The organism is Sanguibacter sp. Z6_81 (assembly GCF_057180625.1).
Map to the genome: position 1 here is coordinate 17,979 of NZ_JBXUFV010000001.1, position 12,756 is coordinate 30,734.

General features: G+C 70.1%; 14 protein-coding genes. 3 read left to right on the plus strand and 11 right to left on the minus strand.

The annotated features are described in order from the left end of the window. The first annotated feature begins 24 nt into the window (after positions 1 to 24). Complete coding sequence (locus tag AC2AXK_RS00080; RefSeq protein WP_484343293.1) at positions 25 to 498, plus strand: hypothetical protein; 474 nt, start codon at positions 25 to 27, stop codon at positions 496 to 498. Between the two features lie 133 nt (positions 499 to 631). Here the strand turns inward: AC2AXK_RS00080 and pstB are convergent, their stop codons facing one another. From pstB to AC2AXK_RS00110, 6 genes are all read right to left on the minus strand, one after another. After that, entirely contained in the window at positions 632 to 1,411 is a 780-nt protein-coding gene (gene pstB / locus AC2AXK_RS00085; RefSeq protein ID WP_484343294.1) for a phosphate ABC transporter ATP-binding protein PstB, read from the minus strand. 59 nt (positions 1,412 to 1,470) lie between these two features. Beyond that, positions 1,471 to 2,526, minus strand: coding sequence for a phosphate ABC transporter permease PstA (gene pstA, locus AC2AXK_RS00090; RefSeq protein WP_484343295.1), 1,056 nt, complete (start codon positions 2,524 to 2,526; stop codon positions 1,471 to 1,473). Then, entirely contained in the window at positions 2,526 to 3,515 is a 990-nt protein-coding gene (pstC, locus tag AC2AXK_RS00095) for a phosphate ABC transporter permease subunit PstC (RefSeq protein WP_484343296.1), read from the minus strand. Before pstC ends, pstA begins: the two co-directional genes overlap by 1 nt. 34 nt (positions 3,516 to 3,549) lie before the next feature. Next, on the minus strand, positions 3,550 to 4,701 hold the full coding sequence (locus tag AC2AXK_RS00100) for a phosphate ABC transporter substrate-binding protein PstS (protein WP_484343297.1): 1,152 nt from the start codon (positions 4,699 to 4,701) through the stop codon (positions 3,550 to 3,552). 136 nt (positions 4,702 to 4,837) lie between these two features. Continuing rightward, positions 4,838 to 5,533, minus strand: coding sequence for a response regulator (locus tag AC2AXK_RS00105; RefSeq protein ID WP_484343298.1), 696 nt, complete (start codon positions 5,531 to 5,533; stop codon positions 4,838 to 4,840). After that, positions 5,530 to 6,738, minus strand: a complete 1,209-nt coding sequence (locus AC2AXK_RS00110) for a sensor histidine kinase (RefSeq protein ID WP_484343299.1) — start codon at positions 6,736 to 6,738, stop codon at positions 5,530 to 5,532. The genes AC2AXK_RS00105 and AC2AXK_RS00110 overlap by 4 nt, the downstream gene beginning before the upstream one ends. A gap of 191 nt (positions 6,739 to 6,929) precedes the next feature. On the opposite strand from AC2AXK_RS00110, the gene phoU reads away from it, so the two are divergent. Then, positions 6,930 to 7,607, plus strand: a complete 678-nt coding sequence (gene phoU / locus AC2AXK_RS00115; protein WP_484343300.1) for a phosphate signaling complex protein PhoU — start codon at positions 6,930 to 6,932, stop codon at positions 7,605 to 7,607. Positions 7,608 to 7,679: 72 nt separating this feature from the next. Here phoU and AC2AXK_RS00120 read toward each other — a convergent pair whose 3' ends face one another. Together AC2AXK_RS00120 and mshA are read right to left on the minus strand one after the other, a co-directional pair. Further along, positions 7,680 to 8,417, minus strand: a complete 738-nt coding sequence (locus AC2AXK_RS00120) for a phosphoglyceromutase (RefSeq protein ID WP_484343301.1) — start codon at positions 8,415 to 8,417, stop codon at positions 7,680 to 7,682. Continuing rightward, positions 8,414 to 9,748: a D-inositol-3-phosphate glycosyltransferase gene (mshA, locus tag AC2AXK_RS00125; RefSeq protein WP_484343302.1), complete on the minus strand. Its 1,335-nt coding sequence runs from the start codon at positions 9,746 to 9,748 to the stop codon at positions 8,414 to 8,416. The genes AC2AXK_RS00120 and mshA overlap by 4 nt, the downstream gene beginning before the upstream one ends. 114 nt (positions 9,749 to 9,862) lie before the next feature. Here mshA and AC2AXK_RS00130 point away from each other — a divergent pair, with 114 nt between their 5' ends. Then, complete coding sequence (locus AC2AXK_RS00130; protein WP_484343303.1) at positions 9,863 to 10,162, plus strand: (2Fe-2S)-binding protein; 300 nt, start codon at positions 9,863 to 9,865, stop codon at positions 10,160 to 10,162. A 338-nt stretch (positions 10,163 to 10,500) separates the two neighbouring features. Here the strand turns inward: AC2AXK_RS00130 and AC2AXK_RS00135 are convergent, their stop codons facing one another. The 3 genes from AC2AXK_RS00135 to lysS all read right to left on the minus strand — a co-directional run bounded on the left by AC2AXK_RS00135 (position 10,501) and on the right by lysS (position 12,713). After that, on the minus strand, positions 10,501 to 10,842 hold the full coding sequence (locus tag AC2AXK_RS00135; protein WP_484343304.1) for a histone-like nucleoid-structuring protein Lsr2: 342 nt from the start codon (positions 10,840 to 10,842) through the stop codon (positions 10,501 to 10,503). A 90-nt stretch (positions 10,843 to 10,932) separates the two neighbouring features. After that, positions 10,933 to 11,124 carry a hypothetical protein gene (locus AC2AXK_RS00140; RefSeq protein WP_484343305.1) on the minus strand — a complete coding sequence of 64 codons (192 nt, stop codon included), beginning with the start codon at positions 11,122 to 11,124 and terminating at the stop codon, positions 10,933 to 10,935. A gap of 56 nt (positions 11,125 to 11,180) precedes the next feature. Continuing rightward, positions 11,181 to 12,713, minus strand: coding sequence for a lysine--tRNA ligase (gene lysS / locus AC2AXK_RS00145; RefSeq protein WP_484343306.1), 1,533 nt, complete (start codon positions 12,711 to 12,713; stop codon positions 11,181 to 11,183). Between the last annotated feature and the right edge of the window lie 43 nt (positions 12,714 to 12,756).

Below are 12,756 nucleotides of genomic sequence, written 5' to 3' on the forward strand. Positions count from 1 at the left end.
GCACGTGACATCCAGGAGCCACCCGTGATCACCCGTTCTCCGAAGACACGCTCCGTTCTCGCCCTCTCCGCGCTCGGCCTCACCCTCGCCGTCAGCGCCTGCGCGCCGACGACGAACCTGCCCTACAACCCCTCGGACGGCATCCGCGCCGAGATCGGTGACATCTCGGTCGACAACCTCATGATCGTCACGACCGCCGAGGGCGAGCCGGGCCAGCTTCTCGGTGCGGCGACGAACGCCGCCGACGACAGCGGGACCCTCTCGATCCGCACCGGTGACAGCTCGGTCAACATCCCCGTCATGCTCAAGGGCGGCGAGACCCTGACCTTCCACAAGGACGGCGCCACCCCGACCGTCATCTCGGCCGTCCCGACCGCTCCGGGGACGAACCTCTCCGTCACCTTGGCGAACGCGGCCGGCGAGTCCACGATCGTGAGCGTCCCGGTCCTCGACGGCACGCTGCCGGAGTACGCCGACGCCCTGCCCGGAAACAGCTGAACCACGGGCTCGGACCGCACCACGGACGACACCGACGAGGGCGGGGCCTGCAGCTGCAGGCCCCGCCCTCGTCGTGATTCATCCGTGCACCTGCCCGCGTCCTCGTCCCTCGACCGGGCGCGCGGGCGCCCGGTCACCCGAAGCGGCCCGAGATGTAGTCCTCCGTCGCCTTCTCCCTCGGCGAGGAGAACATCGTCGAGGTGTCGTCCATCTCGATGAGGCGGCCGGGCTTGCCCGTGCCGGCGATGTTGAAGAAGGCTGTCCGGTCGCTCACCCGGGCCGCCTGCTGCATGTTGTGCGTGACGATGACGATCGTGTAGTCGTTCTTCAGCTCCGCCATGAGGTCCTCGATCGCGAGCGTCGAGATCGGGTCGAGGGCCGAGCACGGCTCGTCCATGAGCAGGACGTCCGGCTTCACGGCGATCGCGCGAGCGATGCACAGACGTTGCTGCTGCCCGCCGGACAACGAGGAGCCAGGGCGGTCCAGCCGGTCCTTCACCTCGTTCCAGAGGTTCGCACCGCGCAACGACGACTCGACGAGCTCGCTCGCGTCGGTCTTCGAGATCCGCCGGTTGTTCAGCCGCACCCCCGCGAGCACGTTGTCCGCGATGGACATCGTCGGGAAGGGGTTGGGGCGCTGGAAGACCATCCCGACCTGGCGGCGGACACCCACGGGGTCGACGTCCGTGCCGTAGAGGTCCTGGCCGTCCATGACGGCCTTCCCCTCCACCCGGGCCCCGGGGATGACCTCGTGCATCCGGTTGAGGGTGCGCAGGAAGGTCGACTTCCCGCAGCCCGAGGGGCCGATGAGAGCCGTGACGGACCGCTCCTCGACCGTCATCGTCACGTCGGCGACCGCGAGGAAGTCGCTGTAGTACACGTTGAGGTCGCTGACCTCGATGCGTTTGGACACGTGGATCCTTCCGTTCTCGGTGCGGTACGAGTCCGCGAGCCGTGCGGCGCCGTCGGCCCTCAGCGGGCTGCGGCTGGGGAGAAGTACTTGCTGACCATGCGAGCGACGACGTTGAGGAGCATGACGATCACGATGAGGGTGAGCGCTGCCGCCCAGGCGCGCTCGACCCCGGCACCGCCCTGGGAGTACTGCCGGAACGCGTACACCGGCAGCGTCGTCATGCGGCCGTCGAAGAGGTCCCAGTTGACCCCGACGACGATGCCCACGGTGAGCAGCAGCGGAGCGGTCTCCCCGATGACCCGGGCGACCGCGAGCATCACCCCGGTGACGATCCCCGCGACCGCGGTCCGCAGGACGACCTTGATGATCGTCAGCCACTTGGGCACCCCCAGGGCGTAGGAGGCCTCGCGGAGCTCGTTGGGGACGAGGCGCAGCATCTCTTCGACCGACCGGATGACCACCGGGATCATGAGGACGGACAGGGCCGCGGCTCCCATGATCCCGGCACGGTACGCCGCCCCGAAGATCATGGTGAAGAGCGTGAACGCGAAGAGCCCAGCGACGATCGAGGGGATGCCGGTCATGACGTCGACGAGGAACGTGATGCTCCGTGCCAGGCGACCCCGCCCGTACTCGACGAGGTAGATGGCCGTGAGCAGGCCGATCGGGACGGAGATCGCCGTCGCGGCGAGAGTGATGAGCAGGGTCCCCATGATCGCGTGGTAGACGCCGCCCTCGGCCATGTCACCGAAGACGCCGACCATGTTCGTGTTGAGGAAGGTGAGGCTGAACCGCTTCGAGCCCTCACGCACGACCGTCCACAGCAGGGACACGAGCGGGATGAGCGCGACGAGGAAGGCGCCCGTGACGAGAGTCGTCGCGAGCCGGTCCTTCGCCCGGCGCTCACCCTCGACGACGAGCGACGTGAGAGGGAGCGCCAGGACGTACAGGAGCGCCGCGAGGGCGAGGACGGTCCCGACCGTGGGGGTCGCGGCGACGAGCAGGACGAGGAACGACACGACGAGCGCACCGGCACCGAACGCCCAGGGGGCGCGGTCCGGCAACCGGGGGGACACCGAGCTCGACGTGGCCGGCGGGTCTGCGACGAGCGTCATCAGTTGGCTCCTGAGAACTCGCTGCGGCGGGAGATGATCCACCGCGCGAACATGTTGACCGCGAGGGTGATGAGGAACAGCGCGAGCCCGGTCGCGATGAGCACGCTCACCGACAGGCCGGAGGCCTCGGGAAACTTCGCGGCGATGTTCGCCGCGATGGACTGGTGGTTGCCGGGCCGGAGGAGGAAGAACGAGTACACGAACCCGGGCGAGAGGATCATGAGGACGGCCATCGTCTCGCCGAGCGCCCGGCCGAGGCCGAGCATGGACGCGCTGATGATGCCGGACCGGCCGAACGGGATCACCGCCGTGCGGACCATCTCCCAGCGGGTGGCGCCGAGCGCCAACGCGGCCTCCTCGTGCAGGCGGGGCGTCTGGAGGAAGACCTCCCGAGCGATCGCGGTGATGATGGGAAGGATCATCACGGCGAGCACCACGGCGGCCGTGAGCACGTTCTTGGCCGGTGGCTGGTACCCGCTGAAGAGCGGGACGAACCCGAGCGGACCGGTGAGGAACCGGAAGACGGGATCGAGGACGGGAGCGAGCCACAGCGCGCCCCACAGGCCGTACACGACCGACGGGACGGCCGCCAGGAGGTCGATGACGTACCCGAAGCCGTGCGCCAGACGCCGCGGGGCGTAGTGCGAGATGAACAACGCGATCCCGACAGCCAGCGGCACGGCCAGCAGCAGGGCCAGCACCGAGGCCAGAAGGGTGCCGAACACGAGGGGGCCGACGTACTCGAGCAGCGACGAGGCCTCGCCGAACCAGGCGATCTCCTGGAGCTCCTCCGGCGAGGCCGTGAGCGCTGGCCATGCGCGCAGGACGAGGAACCCCGCGACCGCCGCGAGCGTGACGAGGATCGTCAGGCCCGCGGCGATGCACAGGTACTCGAAGAGCCGTCCCGCGAGCGGACCCCTGGCGCGCGTGCGCGCAGGGGGTTCACCGGCGGGGGCGGTGCGGATCTTCGAAGGGCTCAGAACGGCCACAAGGACTCCGTCAGCTGTGAGGGGTGGGAGAGGGTCAGCCGACCGTGGTGATCGAGTCGATCGCCGCGGTCACCTCCGCGCGCAGCGCGTCCGAGATGGGGGCGGAGCCAGCGACGTCGGGCATCGCCGCGACATCCTGGCCCTCGGTGCTCGCGATGTAGCCGAGGAACGCCTTGACGTTCGCCACCTCGGACGCGTCCTCGTACTGCGAGCAGGCCACCGAGTAGGAGATGAGCACGAGCGGGTACGCACCCTCGGCCGTGGTGGCGCGGTCGAGCTCGACGACGATCTGGTTCTCGTTCGCGGTCTCCGCACGGGGCGAGGAGTCCACGACGGAGGCCGCGGCCTCGGGCGAGAAGGGCACGTACTCCTCACCGACCTTGAGCGCGACCGTGCCGAGGGAACCGGCGCGGGAGGCGTCGGCATAGCCGATCGCACCCTCGGCGCCCGAGACCGTGTCGATGAGCCCGGACGTGCCGTTGCCCGACTGCGTGCCCGAGATGGGCCAGTCACCGCTCGGCTCGTAGGTCCAGGCGCCGTCCGACGCCGCCGCCAGGTACTCGGTGAAGTTCTCCGTCGTGCCCGACTCGTCGTTCCGGTTCACCGGGACGATCGCCGTCGCGGGGAGCTCGACGCCCGCGTTCTCCGCAGCGACCAGCGGGTCGTTCCACATGGTCACCTCGCCGCTGAAGATCTTCGCGATGAGCGGGGCCGACATGTTGAGGTGGTCGACCCCGAGGTCCGGGAGGTTGTAGACCACGGCGATGGGGCTGATGTACAGCGGGAGCTCGAGCACGTCGCCGCCGTAGCAGCGCTCGGACGCGGCAGCGATCTCGTCCTCGGTGAGGGCGGCGTCGGATCCCGCGAACTGCACACCACCGTTGAGGAACTGCTCGCGACCCCCACCGGAGCCCACGGCCTCGTAGCTCACCATGACGTCGGGGGCGACGCTCGCGAACGTGGCCATCCAGCCCTCCATCGCCTTCTCCTGGGAGGAGGCACCCGCGCCGGCGAGGTTGCCCGAGAGGTCGGCCGCGGCGCTCGAGGTTCCCGACCCGCTCGTCGCTCCGGCGCTGCCACCGCTCGTGGCGTCCGCACCGCAGGCGGCGAGCGTCACGGTGAGTGCGCCGACCGTCGCGACGGTGGTGAGGCTGCGGTTCTTGACACGCTTCACTGTCGTACCCATTCTGCAGAGCCCGCTCGCAGCGCGGTCGCGTGCGATCACCGCCGACGTTAGAGAGCGCGGGTGGCCGCCCGACGGGCTCAGGGTGAACGCGAGGTGAACACTCGTCGACGGTGGGGCAGGGCCGCCGACGGCACCGTCAGTCGTGCTCGGCGAACTTGTAGCCCAGTCCCCGGACGGTGAGCACGAGCTCGGGCGCCGCCGGGTCGAGCTCGACCTTCGCCCGGATGCGCTTGATGTGCACGTCGAGGGTCTTGGTGTCCCCCACGTAGTCCGCGCCCCACACCCGGTCGATGAGCTGGCCACGTGTGAGGACCCGCCCCGCGTTGCGCAGGAGCAGCTCGAGGAGGTCGAACTCCTTGAGCGGCAGCGGAACCACCTCCCCGCGCACCGTCACGACGTGCCGCTCCACGTCGAGGCTGACAGGTCCGACGACGAGCGTCCCGGGGTCGTCGTCGTCCGCCGGGGACTGCGGCTGGCGGCGGCGCAGCACCGCACGCACGCGGGCGAGCAGCTCCCGGAACGAGTAGGGCTTCGTCACGTAGTCGTCGGCGCCGAGCTCCAGCCCGACGACCTTGTCGATCTCACCGTCCTTCGCGGTGAGCATGATCACCGGCACGTCGCCGCGCTGCCTCAGCTCCCGGCACACCTCGGTCCCCGACAACCCGGGCAGCATGAGGTCGAGCAGCACGAGGTCCGCCCCCGACTCGTCGTACGCCGCGAGCGCCTCCGGCCCTGTCGCAACGGCGACCACCTCGAAGCCCTCCCGCTCGAGCTGGTACGTCAACGGCTCGCGGTAGGACTCCTCGTCCTCGACCACCAGGATGCGCGTCACGCCCCGACCTCCCTGTCTTCGGGCGGGGCGCCCAGCGCCCCGCGTTGCGGTTGTCCGGCGGCAGACCCGTCGGCCACGCCCGGTGCGGGCGCGGCCGCCGGGATGCGGAGCGTGAAGGTCGAGCCCTTCCCCGGCTCGGACCAGATCGTCACGTCTCCCCCGTGGTCGGCCGCCACATGCTTGACGATGCTCAGGCCCAGCCCGGTGCCCCCGGTGTCCCGGGACCGTGCTGGGTCGACCCGGTAGAAACGCTCGAAGATGCGTTCCTGCTGGGCGGCGTCGATCCCGATGCCCTGGTCCACGACGGCGATCTCGACGAGGTCGTCCACGAGCCGGACGCCCAGGCCCACACGCGTGCTCGGTGGCGAGTAGGCCACGGCGTTGTCGAGGAGGTTGCGCACGGCCGTGACGAGCAGGGCGTGGTCCCCATAGACCTGCAGGCCCGGCTGACCGCCCACCTGCACCGTGATGTTCTTCGCCTGCGCGACCACCCTGGCCCGGTCCGCCGCCTCGGCGACGACGTCGTCGACCTCGATGACAGAGACCTCCTGCAGCGCCCCTGCGACCTGGAGCCGCGACAGCTCGATGATCTCGTGGACGAGCGCAGCGAGCCGCGTCGACTCCTGCTGCATGCGCTGCGCGAAGTGCCGGACCGCCGCCGGGTCCTCGGCCGCGTCCTGCATCGTCTCGGCGAGCAGCGAGATCGCGCCCACCGGCGTCTTGAGCTCGTGGGAGACGTTCACCGCGAAGTCCCGGCGGATGGCCTCGACGCGCCGCGCCTCGGTCCGGTCCTCCGCGAGGACCGCCACGTGCCGGGCGTCGATGCTCGCGACGCGCACCTGGAGCATGACGCGACCCCGGCCGACCGGTCCCCGCGGGAGCTCGAGCTCCTCGTCGGCGATCACCCCGTCCCGGCGCACGGCGTCGACCATGTCCTGCACGGCCGCGTGGGCGATCGCCTCCCCCCGCACGACGCCGAGCGCGTACGCCGCGGCGCTCGCCCGGATGACGACGTCGTCGGGACCGAGGACCACGGCCGCGGAACGCAGGATCGCGAGCACCCGGGCGACGCCCGGATCGATCTCGGGGGCGGGCTGCTCCGGGACGCGTCGCTGCTCGTGCTCGCTCACCCGGAAGGCGAGCGTCGCCAGCACGCCCGTGACCAGGCCGAGCAGGCCGGCCACCACCACCTCGAATCCGTCCACGCACGCCAGCCTACGGTTCCGTGTCGGCGCCGTGGGCCGCTCCCAGCCGCCGTGGGCACGCCCCGTCGGGCCCACCGGGCACCGTCCATGAAGTGTTCATCTGCGCCCCACCTCCTGTTCACCCACGGGTCGTCGCGTCCACACCTCACGTTGGGACGCTCGGGGCCGTACCGGACGACGAGAGGGAACACATGCGCGACATCTTCGAAGCAGAGCTCCACCAGGTCGGCGAGGACCTGGCCGAGATGAGCACCCTCGTCGAGACCGCGATCACGCGCGCCGGCACCGCTCTGCTCACGGCCGACCTCGAGCTGGCGCAGGCCGTCATCGCGGCCGACCACGCGATCGACCAGCTGGAACGGGGCCTGGACGAACGCTGCGTGCTCCTGCTCGCCCAGCAGCAACCGGTCGCGACCGACCTGCGCGTGGTCGTCTCCGCCCTGCGCATGAGCGCGACGCTCGAGCGCATGGGAGACCTCGCGCGGCACATCGCCCAGGTGGCACGGGGCCGCTACCCCCATCCCGCCATCACCGGAGGGGCACAGCCGACCTTCGCCGCGATGCACGACGCCGCGACGCAGCTCGCGAGCCGCACGACGGTGCTGCTCACGACCCGGGACCTCGCTGTCGCGGAGAACATCGAGCGGGACGACGAGATCCTCGACCAGCTTCACAAGGACACGTTCGACGCGCTCCTGCACGAGTCCTGGTCCGGGACCGCCCAGGAGACCATCGACGTCACGCTCGTGGGCCGCTACTACGAACGGTTCGGCGACCACGGGGTCTCGATCGCCCGCCGCGTCGCCTTCCTCGTCACCGGGGAGTTCACGGACGAGCACCGCCGACCGGTCCAGCCGGCCGCACGCTGACAGGCCCCGGGGTCAGACACGAAGGACGCGCCACCCGCACGGGTGGCGCGTCCTTCGTTCGTCGGGCAGGTCTCAGCGACCCTGGTTCGCGACGGCCTGGATGGCTGCTGCGGCAGCGTCGGCGTCGAGGTAGGTGCCCCCGGGGACGACCGGGGCGAAGTTCTCGTCGAGCTCGTAGACGAGCGGGATGCCCGTCGGGACGTTGAGCCCCGCGATGGCCTCGTCGTCGATGCCGTCGAGGTGCTTGATGATCGCGCGCAGCGAGTTGCCGTGCGCCGCGACGAGCACCGTCTTGCCGGACGTGAGGTCCGGGATGACCTCGGACTCCCAGTACGGCAGGGCGCGGACAAGGACGTCCTTGAGGCACTCGGTGAGGACGACAGGCGCGTCCGCGTAGCGCGGGTCCGCGTCCTGGGAGAACTCGGAGCCGACCTCGATGGCGGGCGGCGGCACGTCGTAGGAGCGCCGCCACGTCATGAACTGCTCCTCGCCGAACTCCGCGAGGGTCTGCTTCTTGTCCTTGCCCTGGAGCGCACCGTAGTGGCGCTCGTTGAGGCGCCAGCTGCGCTTGACCGGGATCCAGTGGCGGTCAGCGGCGTCGAGCGCCAGGTTCGCGGTCGTGATCGCGCGGCGCAGGAGCGACGTGTGCACGACGTCGGGGAGGATCCCTGCGTCGGCGAGCAGCGTGCCGCCGCGCCGCGCCTCCTCGATGCCCTTCTCGGACAGGGCCACGTCGACCCAGCCGGTGAACAGGTTCTTCGCGTTCCACTCGCTCTCGCCGTGGCGGAGCAGCACAAGGGTGTATGTCATGTCATCCATCCTGCCGCATGCGCGTCAGCGGTGCCCGGGCCTTTCGTCCGCTGGACACCACCGTCACTGAGCCTCGTCGCCGCGAACGCGTAGGCCTTGAGCGTCTGCTCGGCGGTGGCGTCCCAGCTGAACCGCGCGCCGACCTGCCGTGCACCCGCGGACAGGCGGGCTCGCCGCTCGTCGTCGTGCAGGAGGTCGTCGAGCGCACGTGCCCAGACGGCCGGGTCGTGCCCGGGGACGAGGACGCCGGTGACGTCATGATCGACCGCCGTGCGCAGTCCTCCGACGTCGGCAGCCACCACCGGCGTCCCGCACGCCTGCGCCTCGACCGCGACCAGCCCGAACGACTCGCTGCGGGACGGGACCGCCACGAGGTCGGCGGCACGGAACCACTGGGCCAGGCGGTCGTGCGGCACGGGATCGCGCAGGACGAGGTGGTCGGAGACCCCGAGCTGTGCTGCCAGCGCGGTGAGCTCCCGCAGCGCCGTCGGTCGGCCGCTCGGACCACCGAGCACGACGAGCGTGGGCACGTCGCGCCCCTGGGCAGCGAGCACACCCAGCGCGCGGACGAGGACGTCCGGTGCCTTGAGCAGCTGCACCCGCCCGGCGAACAGCACGAGAGGACCGCGGACAGGCAGCCCGAGCGCCCGGCGCTCGGCCTCGCGCCCCGGCCCCCCGGGGTGGAACGTGTCGAGGTCCACGCCCGGTGCCACGACGTGCACCCGCGCCGGATCGGCGTCGTACAGCGCGACGAGGTCCTGCGCCTCCTGGTCGGTGTTCGCGATGAGGGCGTGCGCTTCGGCGGTGACCTGCTCCTCGCCGATGATGCGGTTCGGCGGCTCTGGTTCGTCACCGGGCGCGAGGCTCGCGTTCTTCACCAGGGCCATCGTGTGCATGGTGTGGACGAGCGGGACGTCCCAGCGGTCTGCCGCCAGCCATCCGGCCTGCCCCGACAGCCAGTAGTGCGAGTGCACGACGTCGTACCACCCCGGGCGTCGTGCGGCTTCCGTCCGCAGGACGCCCGCGGAGAAGGAGCACAGCTGGCCGACGAGGTCGGCCTTGTCGAGCCCCTCGAACGGGCCGGCCGTGATGTGGCGCACGAGGACGCCGTCGGCCACCTCGACGACGTCGGGCTGCGCGGAGTGCGTACGCCGCGTGAAGATCTCGACCTGCGCGCCGCGCCGGGCCAGGGCCCGGGACAGCTCCGTGATGTAGACGTTCATGCCGCCCGCGTCACCGGACCCCGCCTGCTCGAGCGGCGACGTGTGGACGGAGAGCATCGCGACCCGGGGAGAGGTGTCCGGCACGTCGGGCGACGCAAGATGTTGCATCCGTCCAGTCTCCCACCATCGCTGGACAGCTCCCACCGCGCCGGACGCCGGCGCACCGGGAGCGCGGGCCGAAGGTCCCACCGCCGCACGCCGCCGCACACCCACCATGGACATATGGGAACCACGACAGCACATGACTCACTTGCCGCCCTGCGGTCGATGCTGGACGACGAGCCCGCTCAGCCGCTCACGCCGCTCGACGCCGACGCATGTGAAGCCCTGACTGACGACCACGTCGTGTGCACCTGCAACAACGTCACCGCTGGCGAGATCCGGACAGCGATCTCGACCGGCGCGTGCACCACCCTCGACGACGTGCAGGTGTGCACCCGCGCCGGCGGAGCCTGCGGGGGCTGCCTGCCCGCCGTCGCCGGCCTCGTGGACGTGGAGATCGGTCGGTCAGGCACCTGCTGACGAGGCAGCTGCCGAGCGCTCCGGACCCGGCCAGAGCACTGCCGGGACGTCCCGACGAGCGGGTGCAGGGCCCGCAGGCTCTCGCCCCTGGGCGGAATGGAAACGCTTTCCTTTGTCCGTCCCGACCTGCACGCCCTGCCAAAACCGTCCCCGTTCGGCCCCCAGCACTCCCGCGATCCGACGTAAATGATTAAAAGTTCACCGAGAGTCCATCCGTCAAAAACGACCAGAAATGGTTCGGGACAGACACCCGGCAATACGCCTGCGAGACGACGAACGCCGGGTCGGACCGGCTGGTGCCGGACCGACCCGGCGTCATGCCGAGCGCAGCAGGTGCGTCAGTTGGCGGCCTCGTACGCCGCACGGACCTCCGCGGAGATACGACCACGGTCGTTCACCGTGAACCCGTTCTCCCGGGCCCACTCACGGATCGTGTTGGCCGACGGTCCACCGCTGTTCCCGGCGGAGCGTCCCGGCGTCCTGCGGGCCTGGCGGGCCGCAGGACGACCGACCTTGCGTGCGTGGCCGACCCACGGTGCGAGCGCCTCACGAAGCTGCGTGGCGTTCTCCGTCGTGAGGTCGATCTCGTAGGAGACGCCATCCAGGGAGAAGGACACGGTCTCGTCCGCGCCGCCACCATCGAGGTCGTCGACAAGAATGACCTGAACCTTTTGAGCCACTGGGAGGACCTCACCATTCTTCATCACGTTGGTCCTTAATCATCACACCGTTCGGCATTCATCGTCAACAGCGCGCATTTTTCGGGACAACTATGCCCGGTCTGGTGAAGTTCCTGCGTGATGATTGTGCTCAGAAAGTGTGTTCTCGGCCTCGTCCAGCTTTGCGAGCTCCGCACGTTCGTTCCGATCCGCACGGATGATGAAGCGCATGACGAAGTAGAAGATCACACCGACGCCGATGGACGGCACCAGTGCAGCGACGGCCGCCCAGAAGGTATTCACACGTCGATCCTACGCAGCGAACCTTGGAGCAGAACCGGTCCGGCAGGTGGCGCTGGTCACGCCTGCGGCTTGACCAGCGGGAAAAGGATGGTCTCGCGGATGCCGAGCCCGGTGAGCGCCATGAGCAGGCGGTCGACGCCCATGCCCATGCCACCGCTGGGGGGCATCGCGTACTCCATCGCTGTGAGGAAGTCCTCGTCGAGCGCCATCGCCTCGTCGTCACCAGCAGCGGCGAGCACCGCCTGCGCCTCGAACCGCTGGCGCTGGACGACCGGGTCGACCAGCTCGGAGTACGCGGTGGCGAGCTCGAACCCCCGGACGTACAGGTCCCACTTCTCCACCTGCCCGGGCTCGGACCGGTGGTCGCGGGTCAGGGGCGAGGTCTCGACGGGAAAGTCCCGCACGAAGGTCGGTGCGTAGAGCGCGTCTCCCACATGGTGCTCGAACAGCAGCTCGACGAGCCTCCCGTGCGACACCTTCTTCGGATCCATGCTGATCTCGGCACGCTCCGCGAGCGCGAGCAGGTGCGGCACGGTGGTCGCCGGCGTGATCTCCTCCCCGAGCGTCTCGGAGAGCGAGCCGTACATCGTGATCTCCGCCCAGTCACCACCGAGGTCGTACTCCTCACCCGACGGCAGCGTGACGACCGTCGTGCCCAGGACGTCCCGTGCCGCTGTCTGCACGAGGTCCTTCGTCAGCTCGGCCATCGTGTTGTAGTCGCCGTACGCCTCGTATGCCTCGAGCATCGCGAACTCGGGAGAGTGGGTCGAGTCCGCGCCCTCGTTGCGGAAGTTCCGGTTGATCTCGAACACCCGCTCGATCCCACCGACGACAGCCCGCTTGAGAAACAGCTCGGGAGCGATGCGCAGGTACAGGTCGATGTCGTAGGCGTTCATGTGGGTGGTGAACGGACGCGCCGCGGCGCCTCCGTGGATCGTCTGCAGCATCGGCGTCTCGATCTCGAGGAACGACCGCCGGTGGAAGTTCTCCCGCAGCGAGCGCACGACGCCAGCACGCAGGCGGGCGGCATCCCGTGCGGCGGGCCGGGCGATGAGGTCCACGTACCGCTGGCGGACGCGCGCCTCCTCCGACAGGTCCTTGTGCAGCACGGGCAACGGACGGAGCGACTTGGCGGCGATCTGCCACGAGTCGGCGAACACGCTGAGCTCTCCACGCTTGGAGCTGATGACGCGCCCGTGGGCGAAGAGGTGGTCACCGAGGTCGACGTCTGCCTTGAACGCCGCGAGGGAGTCCTCGCCGACGACAGCCTGGCTGAGCATCACCTGCAGACGGTTGCCCTCACCGTCCTGGAGCGCGACGAAGCAGAGCTTGCCGGTGTTGCGCAGGAACACCACGCGCCCGGCAACCCCCACGAGGTCGTCCGTCTCCTGGCCCTGCTCGAGGTGGGCGTACTGCTCGCGCACCTCAGCGATCGTGTGGGTGCGCGGCACCCCGACGGGGTACGCCTCGTCACCCCGCTCGATGAGGCGGTCGCGCTTCGCGCGCCGCACCCGCAGCTGCTCGGGAAGATCGTCGCCGTCACGGACGGGAAGGGCGTCGGCAGGAGCAGGGGTCTGGGCGGAGTTCACCGCACTATTCTAGACGCCGCGGCACGCCGACCCCGGTGCTCGG